The sequence below is a fragment of the Butyricicoccus porcorum genome, from assembly GCF_002157465.1.
In the GTDB taxonomy this organism is placed as follows: Bacteria; Bacillota; Clostridia; order Oscillospirales; family Butyricicoccaceae; genus Butyricicoccus_A; species Butyricicoccus_A porcorum.
In genome coordinates, this window is the sequence record NZ_NHOC01000005.1 from 14,710 (window position 1) to 32,918 (window position 18,209).

The 18,209-nt window shown below is 52.4% G+C and carries 24 protein-coding genes, 1 tRNA gene and 1 other annotated feature; of the genes, 10 read left to right on the forward strand and 15 right to left on the reverse strand.

What is annotated here, in order from left to right:
• Positions 1–126: 126 nt before the first annotated feature.
• Entirely contained in the window at positions 127–837 is a 711-nt protein-coding gene (locus CBW42_RS05860) for a metallophosphoesterase (protein WP_165761080.1), read from the forward strand.
• A 60-nt stretch (positions 838–897) separates the two neighbouring features.
• Here the strand turns inward: CBW42_RS05860 and CBW42_RS05865 are convergent, their stop codons facing one another.
• Positions 898–1,494: a cytidylate kinase-like family protein gene (locus CBW42_RS05865; RefSeq protein WP_087018702.1), complete on the reverse strand. Its 597-nt coding sequence runs from the start codon at positions 1,492–1,494 to the stop codon at positions 898–900.
• 12 nt (positions 1,495–1,506) lie between these two features.
• Positions 1,507–2,862, reverse strand: coding sequence for an ArsB/NhaD family transporter (locus CBW42_RS05870; protein ID WP_087018704.1), 1,356 nt, complete (start codon positions 2,860–2,862; stop codon positions 1,507–1,509).
• A 65-nt stretch (positions 2,863–2,927) separates the two neighbouring features.
• Here CBW42_RS05870 and CBW42_RS05875 point away from each other — a divergent pair, with 65 nt between their 5' ends.
• Together CBW42_RS05875 and CBW42_RS05880 are read left to right on the forward strand one after the other, a co-directional pair.
• Positions 2,928–3,176 carry a hypothetical protein gene (locus CBW42_RS05875; protein WP_087018706.1) on the forward strand — a complete coding sequence of 83 codons (249 nt, stop codon included), beginning with the start codon at positions 2,928–2,930 and terminating at the stop codon, positions 3,174–3,176.
• A 295-nt stretch (positions 3,177–3,471) separates the two neighbouring features.
• A complete protein-coding gene (locus CBW42_RS05880) occupies positions 3,472–5,088 on the forward strand; it encodes a mannitol dehydrogenase family protein (RefSeq protein ID WP_087018708.1) in 1,617 nt (538 codons plus the stop codon).
• Positions 5,089–5,379: 291 nt separating this feature from the next.
• Here the strand turns inward: CBW42_RS05880 and rplL are convergent, their stop codons facing one another.
• The 9 genes from rplL to CBW42_RS05925 form a co-directional block, all read right to left on the reverse strand.
• Positions 5,380–5,751, reverse strand: a complete 372-nt coding sequence (gene rplL / locus CBW42_RS05885) for a 50S ribosomal protein L7/L12 (protein WP_087018710.1) — start codon at positions 5,749–5,751, stop codon at positions 5,380–5,382.
• Positions 5,752–5,821: 70 nt separating this feature from the next.
• Positions 5,822–6,376 carry a 50S ribosomal protein L10 gene (gene rplJ, locus CBW42_RS05890; protein ID WP_087018712.1) on the reverse strand — a complete coding sequence of 185 codons (555 nt, stop codon included), beginning with the start codon at positions 6,374–6,376 and terminating at the stop codon, positions 5,822–5,824.
• Positions 6,377–6,404: 28 nt separating this feature from the next.
• Positions 6,405–6,560 (reverse strand) — a sequence feature (ribosomal protein L10 leader region).
• Positions 6,561–6,599: 39 nt separating this feature from the next.
• Positions 6,600–7,298, reverse strand: coding sequence for a 50S ribosomal protein L1 (gene rplA / locus CBW42_RS05895; RefSeq protein ID WP_087018714.1), 699 nt, complete (start codon positions 7,296–7,298; stop codon positions 6,600–6,602).
• A 111-nt stretch (positions 7,299–7,409) separates the two neighbouring features.
• Positions 7,410–7,835: a 50S ribosomal protein L11 gene (gene rplK, locus CBW42_RS05900; protein WP_087018715.1), complete on the reverse strand. Its 426-nt coding sequence runs from the start codon at positions 7,833–7,835 to the stop codon at positions 7,410–7,412.
• A gap of 91 nt (positions 7,836–7,926) precedes the next feature.
• Positions 7,927–8,460, reverse strand: a complete 534-nt coding sequence (nusG, locus tag CBW42_RS05905; protein WP_087018717.1) for a transcription termination/antitermination protein NusG — start codon at positions 8,458–8,460, stop codon at positions 7,927–7,929.
• A gap of 20 nt (positions 8,461–8,480) precedes the next feature.
• The gene (gene secE / locus CBW42_RS05910; protein ID WP_087018719.1) at positions 8,481–8,744 is read right to left on the reverse strand and encodes a preprotein translocase subunit SecE; all 264 of its coding nucleotides are present in this window, start codon (positions 8,742–8,744) and stop codon (positions 8,481–8,483) included.
• Between the two features lie 23 nt (positions 8,745–8,767).
• Positions 8,768–8,917: a 50S ribosomal protein L33 gene (rpmG, locus tag CBW42_RS05915; protein WP_087018721.1), complete on the reverse strand. Its 150-nt coding sequence runs from the start codon at positions 8,915–8,917 to the stop codon at positions 8,768–8,770.
• Between the two features lie 154 nt (positions 8,918–9,071).
• Positions 9,072–9,425 (reverse strand): hypothetical protein, encoded by a 354-nt coding sequence (locus CBW42_RS05920; protein WP_087018723.1) that lies wholly within the window; start codon positions 9,423–9,425, stop codon positions 9,072–9,074.
• A 39-nt stretch (positions 9,426–9,464) separates the two neighbouring features.
• Positions 9,465–9,806 carry a hypothetical protein gene (locus CBW42_RS05925; RefSeq protein ID WP_087018724.1) on the reverse strand — a complete coding sequence of 114 codons (342 nt, stop codon included), beginning with the start codon at positions 9,804–9,806 and terminating at the stop codon, positions 9,465–9,467.
• 127 nt (positions 9,807–9,933) lie between these two features.
• Between CBW42_RS05925 and ruvX the strand changes: the two genes are divergently transcribed.
• The gene (gene ruvX / locus CBW42_RS05930) at positions 9,934–10,353 is read left to right on the forward strand and encodes a Holliday junction resolvase RuvX (RefSeq protein WP_087018726.1); all 420 of its coding nucleotides are present in this window, start codon (positions 9,934–9,936) and stop codon (positions 10,351–10,353) included.
• Between the two features lie 80 nt (positions 10,354–10,433).
• Here ruvX and CBW42_RS05935 read toward each other — a convergent pair whose 3' ends face one another.
• Both CBW42_RS05935 and CBW42_RS05940 read right to left on the reverse strand, forming a co-directional pair.
• Positions 10,434–12,008: a M15 family metallopeptidase gene (locus tag CBW42_RS05935; RefSeq protein WP_087018728.1), complete on the reverse strand. Its 1,575-nt coding sequence runs from the start codon at positions 12,006–12,008 to the stop codon at positions 10,434–10,436.
• Positions 12,009–12,141: 133 nt separating this feature from the next.
• Entirely contained in the window at positions 12,142–12,846 is a 705-nt protein-coding gene (locus CBW42_RS05940) for a DUF421 domain-containing protein (RefSeq protein WP_087018730.1), read from the reverse strand.
• A 134-nt stretch (positions 12,847–12,980) separates the two neighbouring features.
• Here CBW42_RS05940 and CBW42_RS05945 point away from each other — a divergent pair, with 134 nt between their 5' ends.
• Positions 12,981–14,390: an IS3 family transposase gene (locus CBW42_RS05945; RefSeq protein WP_087018732.1), complete on the forward strand. Its 1,410-nt coding sequence runs from the start codon at positions 12,981–12,983 to the stop codon at positions 14,388–14,390.
• 218 nt (positions 14,391–14,608) lie between these two features.
• The gene (locus CBW42_RS05950; protein WP_087018734.1) at positions 14,609–14,866 is read left to right on the forward strand and encodes an HPr family phosphocarrier protein; all 258 of its coding nucleotides are present in this window, start codon (positions 14,609–14,611) and stop codon (positions 14,864–14,866) included.
• Between the two features lie 73 nt (positions 14,867–14,939).
• On the opposite strand, the gene CBW42_RS05955 is transcribed toward CBW42_RS05950, so the two are convergent.
• Positions 14,940–16,259 (reverse strand): FUSC family protein, encoded by a 1,320-nt coding sequence (locus tag CBW42_RS05955; protein ID WP_087018736.1) that lies wholly within the window; start codon positions 16,257–16,259, stop codon positions 14,940–14,942.
• Between the two features lie 269 nt (positions 16,260–16,528).
• On the opposite strand from CBW42_RS05955, the gene CBW42_RS05960 reads away from it, so the two are divergent.
• Positions 16,529–16,795, forward strand: a complete 267-nt coding sequence (locus CBW42_RS05960) for an acylphosphatase (protein WP_087018738.1) — start codon at positions 16,529–16,531, stop codon at positions 16,793–16,795.
• Between the two features lie 88 nt (positions 16,796–16,883).
• Here CBW42_RS05960 and CBW42_RS05965 read toward each other — a convergent pair.
• A tRNA-Thr gene (locus CBW42_RS05965) sits at positions 16,884–16,958 on the reverse strand.
• A gap of 172 nt (positions 16,959–17,130) precedes the next feature.
• On the opposite strand from CBW42_RS05965, the gene rpsF reads away from it, so the two are divergent.
• Genes rpsF through rpsR form a run of 3 tightly spaced genes read left to right on the forward strand, consistent with a single transcriptional unit; the run spans position 17,131 to position 18,201 of the window.
• Positions 17,131–17,424 (forward strand): 30S ribosomal protein S6, encoded by a 294-nt coding sequence (gene rpsF / locus CBW42_RS05970; RefSeq protein ID WP_087018740.1) that lies wholly within the window; start codon positions 17,131–17,133, stop codon positions 17,422–17,424.
• 15 nt (positions 17,425–17,439) lie between these two features.
• Positions 17,440–17,925, forward strand: coding sequence for a single-stranded DNA-binding protein (locus tag CBW42_RS05975; protein ID WP_087018742.1), 486 nt, complete (start codon positions 17,440–17,442; stop codon positions 17,923–17,925).
• Between the two features lie 24 nt (positions 17,926–17,949).
• Positions 17,950–18,201, forward strand: a complete 252-nt coding sequence (gene rpsR / locus CBW42_RS05980) for a 30S ribosomal protein S18 (RefSeq protein WP_087018745.1) — start codon at positions 17,950–17,952, stop codon at positions 18,199–18,201.
• Positions 18,202–18,209: the final 8 nt, after the last annotated feature.

Here is an 18,209-nt window from a genome sequence, read left to right on the forward strand (position 1 = left end):
AACAAATTCCCATCGGTTTGCGTTTTGCTCTTGTTTTTCTTCCGCATGTCGCATACAATAGTAGTAATAAAATTACCTGTTATTGGCGATTACATCCAACCATTGTATCAACCGGAGGGTTCCGTTATGATTTACGTTACAAGTGACTTGCACGGCTGCCTGGAGGACTGGAAGAGCCTGCTGCAAAAAATCCGTTTTTCTGACAACGACACCATGTTTGTACTGGGCGACTGCGTCGATCTCGGCCCCGATCCGATCGGCTTGCTGCACGATATGATGGAGCGCCCGAATGTGTTCCCGATTCTCGGCAACCACGAATGGATGTTTGCCCGCTGTGCACGCACCATCCCGCCCGAGGCGAATATGGACAATCTGATGTCCTTTTTCGACGATTATTCCATCCGCGACCTCGCCCAGTGGGCAGCAGACGGCGGACAGCATACACTTGCGCAGTTCCTCGATCTGGACGAGGAAGGCCGCGAAGCCATCCTCGATTATATCGGCGAGATGACGCTGTATGAGGAGACCGAGGCGGACGGCGTTTCGTTCGTGCTGACTCACAGCGGCATCGAGGAATTTGATCCCGACCAGCCGCTGGAGGATTATCCACCCTCCGCGTTCCTGATGGCCCACCCGGAGCCGGGCATGGAATATTTCCCCGACCGCACGGTGATCGTCGGCCATCGCCCGACCTACCGTCTCAAGGGCGGCACTGCGGGCAAAATTCTCGACGACGGCGGCATTATCTACATTGACTGCGGCGCAGCGCATAAGGAGGACGGCGGCTGTGTCGGCTGCCTGCGCCTCGACGACTTTGAGGAATTTTATATCGACTGAGTGTTGACAGAGAAAACCCGGTTTCCGCTGAAGAAGCGAAAACCGGGCCTTTTTTGTCTGTCATTTCATGCGTTCGCGTATGTACTGCTCGAGCGTATCGGTCGTGCGCTCGATCCCCAGTTTGTTGCTGTTGATGCACAAGTCGTAATTGCGCGAGTCGCCCCACTTCATCTCACAGTAATGATTGTGATACGCCTTTCGCTTTCGGTCATGCCGCCAGATCATGCGCTCGGCCTCTGCCCGCGAAATCAGATGAAGGCCCGCAATACGCTTAATTTTGGCGTCCATGTCTCCGAGCACAAAAATCGTAATCAGTCCGGGATTGCCCTTCAGAATGGTCTCTGCGCACCGTCCGACGATGACAAATGACGCCCCTTCCTCCGCCTTTTTGCGCAGGAAGTCGAACTGCATGTTGGCAATCTGTTCCTCCGGCGAGTTGCTGAAGCCGCGCACCGTCCGTGAAAACAGGTGGTTCTTCGGCAGCTCGTCATACTTCTCCAGATTGCGGGAATCCACATTCTTCTCGTCTGCAATTTCCTCGAGGATGTTGCGGTCATACAGCGGCAGCGCAAACCGCCGCGCCAACTCCTCAGCGATACAGTGTCCGCCGCTTCCGAATTCACGGCTGACAGCAATAATCAGTTGCTTGCTTTCCATACTCTACCTCTCTCATAAATAGCGTACCCAAATGAAAACAGTTGAAATGACCAAAACAAGAATGGTTGCCGGAACGGACCGGCGGCAATACTGACCCCAGCTGACCGGATGTCCCTCTCGTGCGGCGACCGATGTACCGACAACATTGGCTGATGCACCGATTGGCGTCGCACTTCCGCCGACATCCGTACCCATCGACAGCGCCCACGCCAGCACGGAGAGCTCCGCATCGGTCGCCAGCGCCAGCGTCTTGATGACCGGAATCATCGTCGCGGCAAACGGAATGTTATCAACGAAGGCACTTGCCACCGCAGATACCCAGATGATAATTGCCGTCATCAGCATCAGGTTGCCGCCGCTGATCTCTCCGATATAAAAGGCAATGATTTCGAGAATACCCGTCTGCTCCAGACCGCCGACAACCATAAACAGACCGATAAAGAACAGCAGGGTTTTATAATCCACCTTTTTGAGCAGCAGCACTGCATGCCGCCCTGCCGCGAGCAGTGTCGCCGCCGCACTGATGACACCGATCAGCGCGACCGTCATACCGGTCTGCGCATGGGTAATCAGCAGCACAACCGTGCCCCCAAATACCAGACAACTGAATACAAATCCGCGTCTGTCTGTAATCGCATCTGCTGGGTTGGGATATGTCGTGGGGATATTGGCTGCACGGTCTGTCGGCTGCAACTCCTTTCGATAGGCAAAATAGAAGTAAATTACCACAGCAACGAGTGAAATTGCCGCTATTGCGCCGGTATTGGTGATAAAATCGGCAAAGGAATAGCCGAGTGAGGTGCCGATGATGATGTTCGGCGGGTCGCCGCACATCGTTGCTGAACCGCCCAGATTGGCACAGAATATTTCGGCCAGTATCATAGGCACGGGATTAAATCGCAGCAGCTGTGCCAGCTCCACTGTGACTGCTGCGAGGAACAGAATAACTGTGATGCTGTCGATGAACATCGCAAGCACCGCCGACATAATCATAAATGTGATAAAGATCGGGATGACCTGATAGCGCACAAATTTTGCAATTGTCATGCACAGCCAGCGGAAAAATCCGACACGCGCCATGCCCTCTACCATAATCATCATGCCTGCGATGAAAATAATCGTCGCCCAGTTGATGCCGCTCGACTCCTCTGAAACCGGATAGCGTTCATACCAAAAGCTCAAATGCAGGATGTTTTCCAGATTGAGTGTCTTCATCATAGCTGCTGTGCTGTGCATGCACAGCCCGAATACAATCAGAAACATAGCGCAGCCGCTAATCAACGTGACAATATGCCGTTCGATCTTCTCTGAAATAATCAGTAAGAACATCAATACAAAAATAACTCCTGCCGCAATTTGTGCCATCATAGCAAATCCCTTCTTTCTCCGGGGCTGTCCCGGCGCGCTGCGAAACACGCCATGTGCCCAATGATATGGAGCTTTTCGCAAAACAAGGCGAGAAACCGCAAAAATCCATCCGGATCTCAGGATTTGCCAACGATGCATTGCAGAAAAAACCTGTTCCGGGCGCGCGCCGACCCGTTCTGCAGCAGACCGGCGCAGCTATGCCGCCGTACCTGCCAGTTTCCCCGCTCAGCCAAAAGTTATGTCAGAACATTCCGAAAATCACATCAACTGCGCTGCTGCCGCAAATTTCCTGTTATTTCTTAGCATTTTCTTAGCCTCACAGGGACAGCTTCCCCGCTGAACAGCGCGCAGTGCGCCCCTGAACATTACGAATTGTAACACTCCCTCTGAATATCCGTATTCTAGCAAGCTGTCGAATTTTTGTCAAGTCCATTTTCTGGAACCGACCTCTTCCGTTGCTTTGGATAATTCTAGTGGAATACGTGTAAATTTCCTATAAAGCCCCCCACTTTTTGTGCGAATTGACTGGAAATACGCGCACATGTTTGGTATACTATAGGTAATCTTGGTATCTTTCTGATTGAATGCAAAGGAATGGTGAGATATAGAATGAAATTGAGTCTGGAAAATCTGGAAAAGAAGGTAAACTGGAAGGGCTATCGCCTCCCGGACTACGACATTGCGGATATGCGCGCAAAAACAAAAGCTGAGCCAACCTGGCTGCACATCGGCGCAGGAAATATTTTCCGTGCGTTCCCGGCTGTACTGGCACAGCGTATGCTGACCGCCGGCCTGACGGACAAGGGCATTATCTGCTGCGAGGCATATGATGAGGAGATCATCGACAAGGCGTTCCGCCCGTTTGACAATCTGTCCATCTGTGTCACGCTGTATGCCGACGGCGCACTGAAGAAGGAAGTTGTCGGCTCAATCGCCGAATCCCTCAAAATGAGCGCAGAATTTGACCGCGTGCGCGAAATCTTCTGTAACCCGTCGCTGCAAATGGTCTCCCTGACGATCACGGAAAAGGCATATATTCTGCGTGGTCCGGACAGGAATTATCTTCCGGACGTACAGGCAGATATGGAAAACGGCCCGGTCGGCTGCCGCAGCTTCATGGGTAAGCTGGCATGCCTGTGCCTGCGCCGTATGCATGCGTGCGGCACACCGATTGCCCTGGTTTCCATGGACAACTGCTCCAACAACGGCTATCGCCTCCAGCGCGCTATGTTTGAGATTATCAACAGCTGGTTCCAGCACGGCAAGATCGATGCGATGGAATTCTCGTATCTGACCGGTCAGGTCTCCTATCCGCGCACCATGATTGATAAGATCACCCCGTTTCCGAGCTCGAAGATTGCAACCGTCCTGCGCAAGGATGGTCTGGATTTGGTCAAGCCAGCGAAGACCGAAAAGGGCAGCTGGGTTTCCTGCTTCGTCAACACGGAGTCCCCGCAGTACCTGTTGATGGAGGATCTGTTCCCGAACGGACATCCGCCGCTGGAGCAGCTCGGCATCATCTTCACCTCCGGTCGCATCGTCGAAAAGAGCATGGAGATGAAGGCATGCTCCACGCTGAACCCGATGGATACCGCAATGGCGGAATTTGGCATGCTCCTCGGCTACGAGACGATCAACTGCATCGTGCATGATGACGATATCCGCACGTTTATCACCAACCTCAGCCATGTCGAATGCATGCCGCTTGGTGCTGACCCGGGCGTTCTCGATCCGGATGAATTCGTCCATGAGATTCTGACTGTCCGCTATCCGAACCCGTACCTGAACGATACGGCAGCGCGCATCATGACTGACACCTCGCAGAAGGTTGGCACGCGTTATGGCCAGATTCTGAGCAATTACTATAATTCTCCGGTTCCGATGCACCGCGTTTCTCATCTGCGCTTTATCCCGCTCGCCATTGCAGGCTGGTTGCGTTACCTGCTCGGCGTGGATGACAACGGTGAGCCGATGCAGCTCAGCCCCGATCCGCTGATGGAGTCCCTGCGCGGCAAGCTGGAAGGCATCACGCTCGGCAGCACGGCAACCTATGAGCAGCTGTATCCGATTCTGTCCGACCGCACACTGTTTGGTGTAAACCTGTTTGAAATCGGCTGCGGCGATCGCGTCATTGAATATTTCAACGAGCTGATTGCAGGCCCGGGCGCTGTCCGCGCAACGCTGCACAAGAGATGCAACGACAAGGACACGGATCTGCTCATCTGACCGCACTTTTCTTTTTGCACCGTACTTTTCTTTCTCCACCGTACTTTTCTTTCTACATAGAAAGAAAAGCAGGCAAAAGAAAGATGTCTTGCTCGCTCCCGCGAGCGCGAACCTGTCGGACAGACGGTCCGCCGGTTCGCCCCATCAGACACAGCATCCAATCAAAAGCCATTGCCCTCGGGCAATGGCTTTTTTCGTGAGTTCTTCCATCATATGACAGTTTGAAAAAGCAAAAAAACAGCAGGCTCCAAACGGAACCTGCTGTAAATTTTGATCCGATGTAAGAATCTCTTACTTCAGCTCTACAGAAGCGCCAGCCTCTTCCAGCTGAGCCTTGATGGACTCTGCGTCTTCCTTGGAAGCGCCTTCCTTGATGGTGGACGGAGCCTCGTCAACCTTAGCCTTAGCTTCCTTCAGACCCAGACCGGTGATCGCACGAACAACCTTGATAACGTTGATCTTCTTGTCGCCTGCGGAAGTCAGGACAACGTCGAACTCGGTCTTCTCTTCAGCAGCAGCAGCCTCGCCGCCAGCAGCAGCACCACCAGCAACAGCTACCGGAGTAGCGGATACGCCGAATTCTTCTTCCAGAGCCTTAACCAGCTCAGCCAGTTCCAGAACCTTCAGTTCCTTGACGGCATCAATAATTTCATTGACAGTCATGGTAGTAACCTCCAAATTTCAAAATTAAATGTGTGGGGATTGGGAACGTTACGTTCCCTGCACGCAGAACTTATTCTGCTGCTTCAGCAGTCTTCTCAGCGACCAGAGTGGAAACCAGAGCTTCCTGATCTGCCTCGCCCTTCTCAGCGATTGCGTTAAGCGCAATAGCGAGCTGCATAATCGGGTAGTTGAAGCTGTAGAGCGTCTGAGCGATAAGGACTTCCTTGCTCGGCAGCTTGGCCAGTTCGTCAACCTTGGATACCGGTACTACTGCACCTTCCAGGAAACCAACCTTGACATTGAAGTTTTCGTGATCCTTTGCGAACTTGCTGAGGATCTTAGCCGGAGCGACAACGTCGTCAGAGCCGATTGCGATAGCGGTGGTGCCATGCAGGTGCTCGATGAAGCCGTCGAAGCCCAGCTCCTGTGCAGCGAACTTCAGCATGGTGTTCTTTACAACGCTGTACTCAACACCAGCCTCGCGCAGCTCCTTACGGAGAGCGGTATCATCTGCTACGTTGATGCCCTTGTAGTCAACCAGGACACCAGCCGGGGAATTCTTGATCTTTTCAACCAGAGAAGCAACCTGTGCCTTCTTCTGTTCCAGAACCTTTGCGTTAGGCATAGTCTGTTTCACCTCCATAAAAATGATAGGGACATGAAAAAATGCCCTTCTGCTCAAAGACAGAAGGGCATGAAAAATCATCAGATGAAAATTCTCATCAAAATGCTTGCCTCGGCAGGATGACTTGCGCCAGTTAGGATGGTTGTCCATCTCCTGCTGTCTTTGAACGAGCTATTAAATTATAACAGCTGTCCGCCAGCCTGTCAAGGCTTTTGGAAAAAATTTAGTTAGAACCCAGCTTTGCAGCGTTGACCTTGACACCCGGGCCCATGGTCGAAGCGACAACACAGGAGCGGATATACTGGCCCTTTGCAGCAGCCGGCTTTGCCTTGATGATTGCGTTCATCAGGGTGTTGAAGTTCTCAGCGAGCTTCTCGGTACCGAAGGAAACCTTGCCGATCGGGCAGTGGATGATGTTGGTCTTGTCCAGACGATACTCGATCTTACCAGCCTTTGCTTCCTTGACAGCCTTGGCAACGTCCATCGTTACGGTGCCTGCCTTCGGGTTCGGCATCAGGCCCTTCGGGCCAAGAACGCGGCCCAGACGGCCAACCAGGCCCATCATGTCCGGGCTTGCGATAACGACGTCGTAGTCGAAGAAGTTTTCCTTCTGGATGCGCTGAACCATATCCTCAGCACCTACGAACTCAGCGCCTGCGTCGATAGCAGCCTGTGCCTTGTCGCCCTTAGCGAAGACAAGAACACGAACCTGCTTACCGGTGCCGTTCGGCAGAACGATAGCGCCGCGAACCTGCTGGTCAGCGTGACGGGAGTCAACGCCCAGCTTTACGTGAATTTCTACAGTCTCATCGAACTTGGCCTTGGCAGTCTTTACGACGGTGTCCAGAGCCTCTTCGGTGTCATAGAGCTTGCTGCGATCTACGAGCTTTGCGCTCTCAATATACTTTTTACCTTTGCGCACGATAAATATCCTCCTTTAGTGGTTAATTCGGAAACGAAGTTCCTCCCACCAGACGGCACGGGCTGCCGTCAGCACATGAATATGAATAACTCAGGTCTTCGGGCAAAAAACTTACTCGGAGACGGTGATGCCCATGGAACGGGCGGTGCCTGCGATCATGCTCATAGCAGCTTCGATGGAAGCAGCGTTGAGGTCCGGCATCTTGGTCTCTGCAATCTTGCGTACGTCCTCGATGCTGATGGTAGCAACCTTGGTCTTGTTCGGAACTGCGGAACCGCTCTGGATGTTGCATGCCTTCTTAATCAGGACAGCAGCCGGAGGGGTCTTGGTAACGAAGGAGAACGAACGGTCTGCATATACCGTGATGATGACCGGGATGATCATGCCTGCGTCATTCTTGGTGCGCTCGTTGAATTCCTTGGTGAAAGCCATGATGTTAACACCATGCTGGCCCAGTGCCGGACCTACCGGAGGAGCGGGGGTTGCCTTGCCTGCCGGAATCTGAAGCTTGATAAATCCTACTACTTTCTGTGCCATTTGTATAGCACCTCCTTGAAGAATGTGGTAATGGCGAGACGCTTGTCATCTCAGAAGATGGACGCGCTCTCCCACCTGCCAGACGAGGACATCAGTCCTCAACGACTTCGACCTGATTGAGTTCGAGCTCAACCGGGGTCTCGCGTCCGAACACGGGAATGGTAATGCGAACCCGGTTCTGTCCCACGTCGATTTCATCGACGACGCCGACGAAGTCGACGAACGGGCCGCCGCAGACGCGAACGGAATCACCGACCTTGTAGCTGATCTCAACCTCAACGTCGCGTGTGTTTGCACCCCACTGTGCAGCCTCCTCGTCGGTGAGCGGGAGCGGCTTGTTGGAGTTGGGGCTGACGAAACCGGTGCAGCCGCGCGTGTTGCGCACGAGATACCAGCTTTCGTCGGTGAGGATCATTTTAACCAGAACGTAACCCGGGAACAGCTTGCGCTCCACCTCGCGGGTCTTGCCGTCCTTTACCTCGCGGACGGTCTCGACCGGAATGGTCACGTCGGTGATGAGATCATACAGCTTGCGGTTTTCAACCGCCTTCATAATGGACGAGGCTACCTTGTTTTCGTAGCCGGAATAGGTATGAATGACATACCACTTAGGTGTTTCAGACATCAGTTCTCAAACCTTTCCGCTTACGCAGCCACAGTAATCAGCGTTGTAATGCCCAGATTAAAGATTGCATCCAGAATCCAGATGAACACGCCGACAACCAGAATGGTGGCTACAACGATAAGTGTATTGTTCACTGTCTGCTTGCGGGTCGGCCACACGATCTTCTTGCATTCGCTCGTCAGATCGCGGAACCACTTGCCAATTCTGGAAAAGAAGCCCGGCTTCTTCTCCTTTGCGGAGTTCTTCTGCTTCTTCTCAGAAGCGTTCTGCTCTTTCTTAGCCATGAAGCCGTATCCTTTCTCCAGCCTTACTTGCTCTCACGATGCAACGTGTGCTTCCGGCAGAACGGGCAGTACTTGTTCATCTCGAGACGCTCGGGATTGTTCTTCTTGTTTTTCATTGTGTCGTAGTTTCTCTGCTTGCACTCGGTGCATGCCAGGGTTACCTTAACGCGCATAACGGCACCTCCTTAAATAATTGCCTCCCTTTGCAGGCTGCTCTGCGTTTCAGAGCAAAAAAAATACCCTGCATAGGTGTTATCATTATAACACGCAGGGTATTTCTCGTCAATGCTGTTTTTATTGATTCTTTTCCACAAATTTCAGTGCGCGTTACGCCGCTATAAACTCAACAATCCACATATATGCCACGAGGACGCAGTAGATGCTGTAGCAGACGATCGTGACCTTGCGGCCCTTGTCCTGCTGGCGTGCGGCATACAGCCCGACGAGGCCGCCGACAAACGTAATCGGATAGCCGATCAGGCGCGACCATTTCCACGCGACAAACAGGCCGATTGCCATAACGGCAATTGCAACCAGGCTCATGCGGAAGCGCTTTTTTTCCTTCTGCTGCATTGCCTCGTCGACCTGAAGCTCCTGTTTGCGCTGCTGTTCGGTAACCGGTGCGCGATGGCTCTGCGCGCGTTTTTTGCCCTTTTTGCGGTTATTTTTGGATACTGCCATGGATAAAGCTCCTTTGATTTGGTATTTGCCCGGAAAGGCTTATGACACTCTGCCGGTCAGCATGCCGATCCACATGCCTGCGACCGCGATACAGTAGACGATATAACAGATCACGGTGACTTTATGCGGCCAGGTGTCCCATCTGGTTCTGACCAGTCCCATGACCGCGCCGACGAATGTGATCGGATAGAAGACCAGACCGTATTGCGTGAACATCGCACCGAGGAAGCCTGCCAGCATAATAGCAAGGCCAGCCATATTGAACCAGTCATATCCTCCCCTGTTCGACGGCTCCTGCTTTTCCTCTGTCTGCCGCACCGGTGCGGCGTGTGCCTTTGTCCGTTTTTTGCCCTTTCGGCGGTTATTTTTGGATACTGCCATGTTTCCCGCTCCTCCTGCTCTCTACTGTCCTATATTATAGCAACCCGGCGCGCAAAGTGCAATGCAATTTGCATCCCTCCCCTGCCTGTGCTACAATACAAAAAACACACGACGGAAAGGAATCACTATGAAAATCATGGGAATCGATTACGGCGACGCACGCACCGGCGTGTCGATCTCCGATCCGACCGGCTTTCTCGCCGGCTCGCCGCAGGTCATCGCCACCTGGAACACCGAAGATCTTCTGGAGCAACTGACTGCACTCGCCAAAAAGGAAAAAATTGAAGAAATCGTGCTCGGCCTGCCGAAGAACATGAACGCGACGCAGGGCGAACGCGCAGAAAAATGCAAGGCACTCGGTGTAGAGCTGGAAGCACGCACGGGTCTGCCCGTCATCTACTGGGACGAGCGCCGCACGACCATCGAAGCGCACGCCATCCTGCACGCGTCCGGCAAAAAGCAGAAAAAGCACAAAAAAAATGTAGATGCCGTCGCCGCATCGCTGATTTTACAGGGCTATCTGGATTTTAAGCGGATGCAGAGATGAGCGCCCCGGATGCCTGATTGATATCGCCATACGCCAGCAAAGGCGCACTGCAATGCAGTGCGCCTTTTTCATATTCCGCGTCACGTACCGAAGTACGAGAAATGCATGTAATCCTTTTTGCTGTTCCATGTACCGCCCCAGCTGAAACCGTACTTTGCAAAAATGCGTACCACCGCGCTGTCTGCGGGGATGGAATACGGGTCGCCGCCCGGGGACCAGTGCGAACCGGTCAGCGCCACGCCGCTGTTGGTGCACATATAGTTTTCTTCCCAGTTGATATCAATCGCCGTACCGAGACAGTGTTCCGAGGACGAGCCATTGCCGCGCCAGCAGTAACCGCCGAGCGATTTGATCGGGAACTGTTCGCCGCTCGCATAAATTTCGCCAAAGATCTGCTGTACCGTCGCCGCGAGCGCCTCGTGGATCTGGAAACGCTTGGTCTTTGTCACTTTGTTGCCATTGGCATCAAAATCCCAGACCTGTACGCTGATGGTCACCTGATGGCTCTCCGCCTCAGTGGAATTGGCATATTTATGATAGCCGGCACCCGCCCCGAAAATACGCGCGACCTTTTCGCTGTAGCTCTCGCCGCTGTATGCCAGTCCGTCCGGAATGGTATCCGAAATAATATCCGGCTGGGCAATGACCGGAGAATCCGGGATATACAGACCGGATTCGGTATCCTCTGCCTGTGCCGTAACGGTCAGCGGTGCGGTCTGTCCAGACGATGCAACCAGTTTTCCGGTACAATCCAATCCGTCAACCGACCAGTACCACACGCCCGGCTGCTCCGCAATTTCCTGCGGAAGTGCGAACTCCTGCGCACCGGTTCCGGCAGATGCGACCTGTTCGGTCAGCACCGGCGCTGTGGAAAAGTCCGCCGACGCATAGAACGATACGCGGTAATAATCTGCGCCGCAGCCCGTCCAGCTGACAGCATTCGTGCCCGAATGCATCGCAATTGAGCTGATATCCTGCGCACTGCTCACACCGCGCCCGGTATGTACCGCTGCTGCTGCCCGATAGGTGAGCACAGCAGCCTGCTCCGCGCTGACCGGTTCACCGGAGCCGAGCATATTCCCACCTGTGCCGCTCGTCAGGCCCTCGCGCACAAAATAGGCCATGCCGTCCTGTGCCCAATCGGATACCGATACTCCATCCGAATAGCTGTACAGTGTCTCGGCAATTTCATTTTCCGATACACCGACTGCACTGCCGCTCTGCTGCATCGCGCGGTAGAGCATGGCAATCAGCTGCTGCCGGTTTGCCGGTTCATCCGGTCGGAACTGTATTCCGTCTTCTTCCTCCGTCAGTCCGAGCAGCCACGCCTGCCGCACATCCGCACTCTGCGTGTCGGTATACGGGCACACGCTGCGGCGTGCTGCACTTTGCTCCATCAGGCTGCTATAGTCCCTGTCGGTCAGGGAAGCATACAGCCGCACCGCCAAACCGCACATCTGCTCACGTGTGATCGGCTGGCCGGCCTGCTGTCCGTCCATGCCGGACGGAAGCAGCGATGCCTGATCTGCTGCCTTCAACAAATTGTCTGTCTGCCCGGACGGCTGCTCCAGGCTGACCGCTGCCGCAGGCGTGCGGCAGAGCAGGCAGGTGCACAACACAGCTGCCGCTGCACAGCCTGCAAGTTTCCGATTCATTGTATTGCATTCACCTCTGGTGTCGTGTGTTATCTCAAACTTGCTGTAGATATAAAAATTCAAATATAGTATAGCACAGTTTTTGTACACTGAGAAGCGGAGACACAAAATTTTCACAAAGTTTCATCCTGCACTATTCGAGGATATCCCTGTGTTCTCTGTCCGCGCGCGGGAAAACAGTCAGCACGCCGTCATCGGTACACGTTGCGAGAAAAATATCTGAAACCGTGCTCTCTCCCTTTCGTTTGAGCTGTTTTTTGAGCCATGTGATATCATATCCGAGGTTTTGCAGGTTTTTGTCCATGATCTTTCCGTCCATAATGACATTGGCGCACATGGTTTCCTGTGAAACGGCAAGTGCAAGATCCTCCGGCGTTGCCGGGCGCGTCCGGCTGACCGGCAGAATGCTGATGCTGCCGTTGGATTCCAGCACAGCAGTCTGAACCTGACTCAAATCAAAATATCCGCTCTTGCGGCATTCCATCTGAAATTCATGGATATCCATATGCGCGCGTTTGAAATTTTTATCATATATTTTTCCGTTGTCCAGCAGAACAATCGCCCGTCCGCTGACCACGCGCCGGACTTTGATCGAACGGTCGGAAGCCACCGACAGCAGCCATGTCACAACGCCGAATACAACCAGTGCAATCAGCCACTCCCAGAATTCCTTTCCCTCTGCAATGGAAAGCTCCGCGCCGATGGAACCAATGGTAATGCCATTGATATAATCAAACGCGCTCAGCTGTGCCAGCTGACGGTAGCCGATCAGCTTGGTGATGGCAAACAGTGCGACGATGGAAAGCAGCGCAGTAAGCGCCGTGCGTACAAAATCCATGCAGCCGCCTCCTTTTTTCTTGTTTTCCGTTTAGCATGACCAGATATCCCGACTTCTATGCTTTGGAGTTTTTGCATATTTTTTGTTTATGGGGTCTGCGGACAAAAAGTTGGACTCCAAAAGGAGGGAACTGAATGTATACAAAAGAGCAGGAAGAAATCGCACTAAGAGAATACGAGCGGCTGGGATCAATAGCTGCTGTAATCCGTCGGTTAGGATACCCGAGCGAGTCTACGCTTTACCGCTGGTATGAGCGCAAAAAAGCCGGGTTAGAGAACAGACATGGCCACACAGAAGAGTCTCCCACAGAGATGGATCATCACTGCAACACATCGGGGCATCCAAGGCATCCCTCAGCAGAATTCAAATATGAGGTAATTCACCGTTGCTTTGAATTAGGCGAAGATGTAGAATATGTATCAAGGGAAATCGGATACAGCCGTATGAGCATATACGTCTGGCGCAGGAAATATCTGAAGTATGGGATGGTGGGTCTGATGGCGAAGAGAAAAAGCATACCAAGGGAGCCGTTGCCTCAGGATCATGCATTGCCTGAATCTGAGGAACTGGAGAATCTTCGAACGCAACTCCAAGAACTGCAGTTTGAAGTAGATGTGCTGAAGGAGACCATCTCAGTTTTAAAAAAAGACCCCGGCATCGATCTAACGGTACTCAGAAACCGTGAAAAGGCAGTGATCATCGATGCCTTGAAGGGGAAATATGCACTGCCAGCGCTGCTGTCCCGTTTTAAGATGGCCAAAAGCAGTTACTATTACCAGCAAGCTGTTATGAACAAACCCGACAAATATCTATCCCAACGGGCACAAATCACCTCGATTTTTCACGAAAACAGGGGCATATATGGTTACCGTCGCATTTATCTGGCGCTGAAGCGCAAAGGGATTATGCTCTCCGAGAAGATCATCCGCCGGATCATGAAAGAAGAAAAACTGGTGGTTTTGCGCTCGAAGAAACGAAATATAGTTCGTATTTGGGGAAATCACACCGAAGTAGAGAACATCATTTTACGCGATTTCCATGCAAATCAGCCGTATGAGAAGTTGCTGACGGATATCACAGAATTTGCCCTTTCGAACGGCAAGCTATATCTCTCCGCCATGATCGATTGTTTTGATGGAATGGTTGTGGGCTGGACGATCGGAACCCGCCCCAATGCCGATCTGGTCAACACCATGTTGGATCAAGTGATTGCCGATCTGCCAGAGGGCTGTCATCCGATTGTCCATTCTGACAGGGGCTGCCATTATCGATGGCCCGGATGGATTGAACGGATGAATGGGGCTGGTCTCATTCGCTCTATGTCTAAGAAGGGCTGCTCCCCCGATAACGCAGCCTGCGAAGGTTTCTTTGGAAGGCTCAAAAACGAAATGTTCTATGGCCGCTCTTGGACAGGAGTCTCGCTTGACGATTTTAGCCGGGAGATTGACCGCTATATCAATTGGTATAACCATAAACGCATCAAGTTATCTTTAGGCGGGCTGAGCCCGATTGAGTATAGACATCATCTTGGTTTTGCTGCATAATCAGTCCAAGATTTTGTCCGCACCCCCATGAATTGCAAAAATTGTGTAAACGCAACTGAGCACATCCTGGCGATCTTCTGTTACCTTTGTTACTTTTCAGGAACATATTTAATTTTCCCACGCAATGATTCCCGTATTTTGATTGTTATGCCGCTATTTTTTCAACTTTGTCCCGATTATAATGAGAGCATAAGAAATTGGAACAAGGAGGGATTATCATGAAACAGTTCCAGTATACCATCACACGCGACCACGGCATTTGCTGCCGATCCGCAGCTGCTCTTGCAAAAATCAGTAAGGAGCATGGCGATTGCATTGAAATCAAGAAGGGCGAAACCAGCGTCAGCGCATCTCGTATGATGGCCGTCATGTGGCTGAACATCCGCTGTGGCGATACCATCTGTGTATCCGCAGACGGCGAAAACGAAGCATCCGCTGTCCATTCGATCCGCTCCTACTGCGCGGCGAATCTGTAACGCCGCTCCATTGCAGCAACAATAAAATCGCAGACCGTTTCGGAATTCCCATTCCGTCGCGGCTGCGGTTTTTTTATGCATCTGATGCCATCTCTCCAGCGGTACAGCGCTGTGGTACCATATCTTTTTCCCACAGATATGGCTCATACAGCTGTCGAAGCTTTTTTACCGCTGCATTTCCCGCATGCGGTACCAGTACATCACAATGCCCCGGCACACTGCCGATGCGCACGACATTGGTCATGCCGATGCGTTGCGCCAGACAGGCTGCCATATTTTCCCGCGTCGCCTGCGGGTGATAAATTTTGATATACCGATAATCGGGGTAATCATCCGAATCATAGGACACCACGCGGCAGCGGGTTGTCCAGCCGGTACGTTCCAGCAGGTCATATACTTTCTGCACGCGGTCACGGTGTTCAATCACCATTAGATAAACTGCCCGAGTTCCCTCCGGCGGCCTGCGATGCATATAATTGCGATATGGCGAACGGCGCAGCTTTGCATAAATACTCCGCTCTGCTTCATTGCACAGCATGTCATAATAAATCATCCAGCGGTTGTCCTCGATGACGTTGACAAACACATCCATTCCCTGCTGTTCCAGCAGGGTGCACAATGCATGGGTATCCTCTGCCGGCAGTGCCGCCGTATTCAGATAACGGTTTTCCTTGATATCGTACAAAACCGCGCCATCCATCGCAATAACCGGCAGCCGCAGACGGATGTCACGCAGGTCTTCCACCAGCGAGGCAGGCGTGCGGATGGTGGAAACAGTAAAATTCATGCCGTCATCCAGCATGCGGTTGAGTTCCACCTTGCTGTAATTGTTCAGTGTCTCACATTCGGTCAATGTATGGTTCATGCCGGAGACAAACAGGATATCACGCCGCGTGCGGTGCGGCAGGCGGGCGCGGTTGACGACCATGCTGATGGCAATGCCGATCAGCGTGTCAAGCACACGGTTTAACACAAACAAATACGGATTCGGGTCAGTAATGTGCATAACCGTAATGCTGAGAAACACAACACAGGCAAAATAAGAGGCATTGCGCCGTCCAAGCAATACCGTCGTATAAATGATTGGGATGATACACAGGCCAACTACCATAAACCGCGCAAATTCATGGCCATTGAGCGGTGAATGGAGATCAATCAGGATGACAATCAATCCGTACAGGCCGCCGAGAAATGTGCCAATCGTGCGCTGAATTGCCATGTTTTTGGAATCCGCATCATAGGGACGCATGCACCACAGCACAGACAGCGCCGTATAAAACGGTGCTCCCTGACAGCCGCGCAGGAAGTAGGTGACAAAGCCGAGCATGACGCCGACCGCTGATTTGATGATGCGCATGCCGACAGGCGGCAGGCGGCGCAGTTTTTCATACATACGAAGTTTCCTCCTCCACTGGCAGAAAAAAGACCCGAAACCACTTTCCCCTGCGGTTCCGGGTCATCTATGCCCCTCTTCTTATTTATCATAGTGCATATTTGATCTCACTGTCAATCCAGTCTATGACCAAATCCGACCTGTCCGCTTCGTCTTTTTTCGTGGAACATCGTCAGATCACGCACATTGCCTTCCCCAAAGGGCGTAGACAGGTGCACACTTGACGTGAGCGGTGGATCGGATATACTAAAAGGAAGGAGGAATGTTCTATGCTGACACGTTGGAGGCTTGTCCTTTCCGGGCGCGTACAGGGCATTGGCCTGCGTTTTCGCGCCAAAATGGGTGCCCAGCAATATAAGCTGACGGGCTGGGTCAGGAATTTGGATGACGGTGACGTCGAACTGGAAGTCCAGGGAGAAGATGCCGCTGTCGATGCCTATGTCAATTGTCTCCGCACTCTGCCCGGCGCAAACGTTACATTTCTGCACGCAGAGGAACAGGATGTCATCGAGGAAACTCGATTCCGAATCCGGTAAGCGACGGTGCAGCCGCCTCATTTCCGCATCCAATCGCCCAATAAAATACAAAAAAACCGCTCATTTCCGGAGAAACAAGCGGTTTGTGTGGAGCTAATGGTCGGATTTGAACCGACGACCTGCTCATTACGAGTGAGCTGCTCTACCCCTGAGCCACATTAGCATCTGGATGGTATTCTAACACATTCACTCTGCTTCGTCAAGCACAATCGCAAAAAATTTTTTTGATAATTCCCGAAATTTTTCCTTGACAAGCCCCGCAAAAACGATATAATAAAAAGGTATCCTTGCTCACACACAAGGGTGTGGGCCAAAGTCCAAAAGGAGGTGCTGAAATGGCAAAGGTAAATGGTAAGTACGAGACAATCTTCATTGTCAACCCGAATCTCGGTGAGGAAGCAATCGCTGCAATCGTTGAGAAGTTCAAGACTCTGATCGAAAAGAACGGTACCGTCGAGTCCGTTGATGACTGGGGCAAGCGCAGAATGGCGTATGAGATCAATGACCTGCGTGAAGGTTATTACACTCTGATCCAGTTCGAGTCTGCTCCGACCTTCCCGGCTGAGCTTGACCGTATCTATAAGATCACCGATGGCGTTATGCGTTCCATCATCATTTCCAGAGACTAAGGCTGGTGAAAGAATATGCTGAATAAGGCAATTCTGATGGGCCGCTTAACCCGCGACCCGGAGCTTCGCTACACCCCGAACGGTAATGTTCCGGTCGTTACGTTCACGCTCGCTGTTGACCGCAATTATAGCGGAAACGGCAGAGAACGCCAGACCGACTTTATCGACATCGTTGCCTGGAGACGCCAGGCGGAATTCGTTTCGCAGTGGTTTACCAAGGGCATGATGGCAATCGTGGTCGGAAGCATCCAGTCCAGACGCTGGCAAGACAAAAACGGAAACAATCGCACGTCGATTGAAGTTGTTGCGGATGAGATCCAGTTTGGTGAAACCAAAAAGTCCCGCGAGTCCAATATGGGCTACCAGGGCGGATATCAGGATTCCTATTCCCCCGCTCCGCAGCAGGCCCCGGCATCGCGCCCCGCGCCGAGCTTCGACATGCCCGCAGGCGACTCGGATTTCAGCGAGATTTCCGATGACGACGGCGAAGTTCCGTTCTGATTACCGAATAAGGAGGTTACGACAATGGCTGAAGAAAAAAGAGAATATCGCCCTAACCGCGGCGGCCGCCGCCGCAGAAAGGTTTGCTCTTTCTGCGTAGACAAGGTTGAGGCTATTGATTATAAGGATGTTGCAAAGCTCAAGAGATACATGTCTGAGCGCGGCAAGATTCTGCCCCGCAGAATGACCGGCACCTGTGCCCTGCATCAGCGTCAGCTGACCGAGGCAATCAAGCGTGCCCGCCACATCGCTCTGCTGCCCTACACCGCAGAGTAATTTTTCTC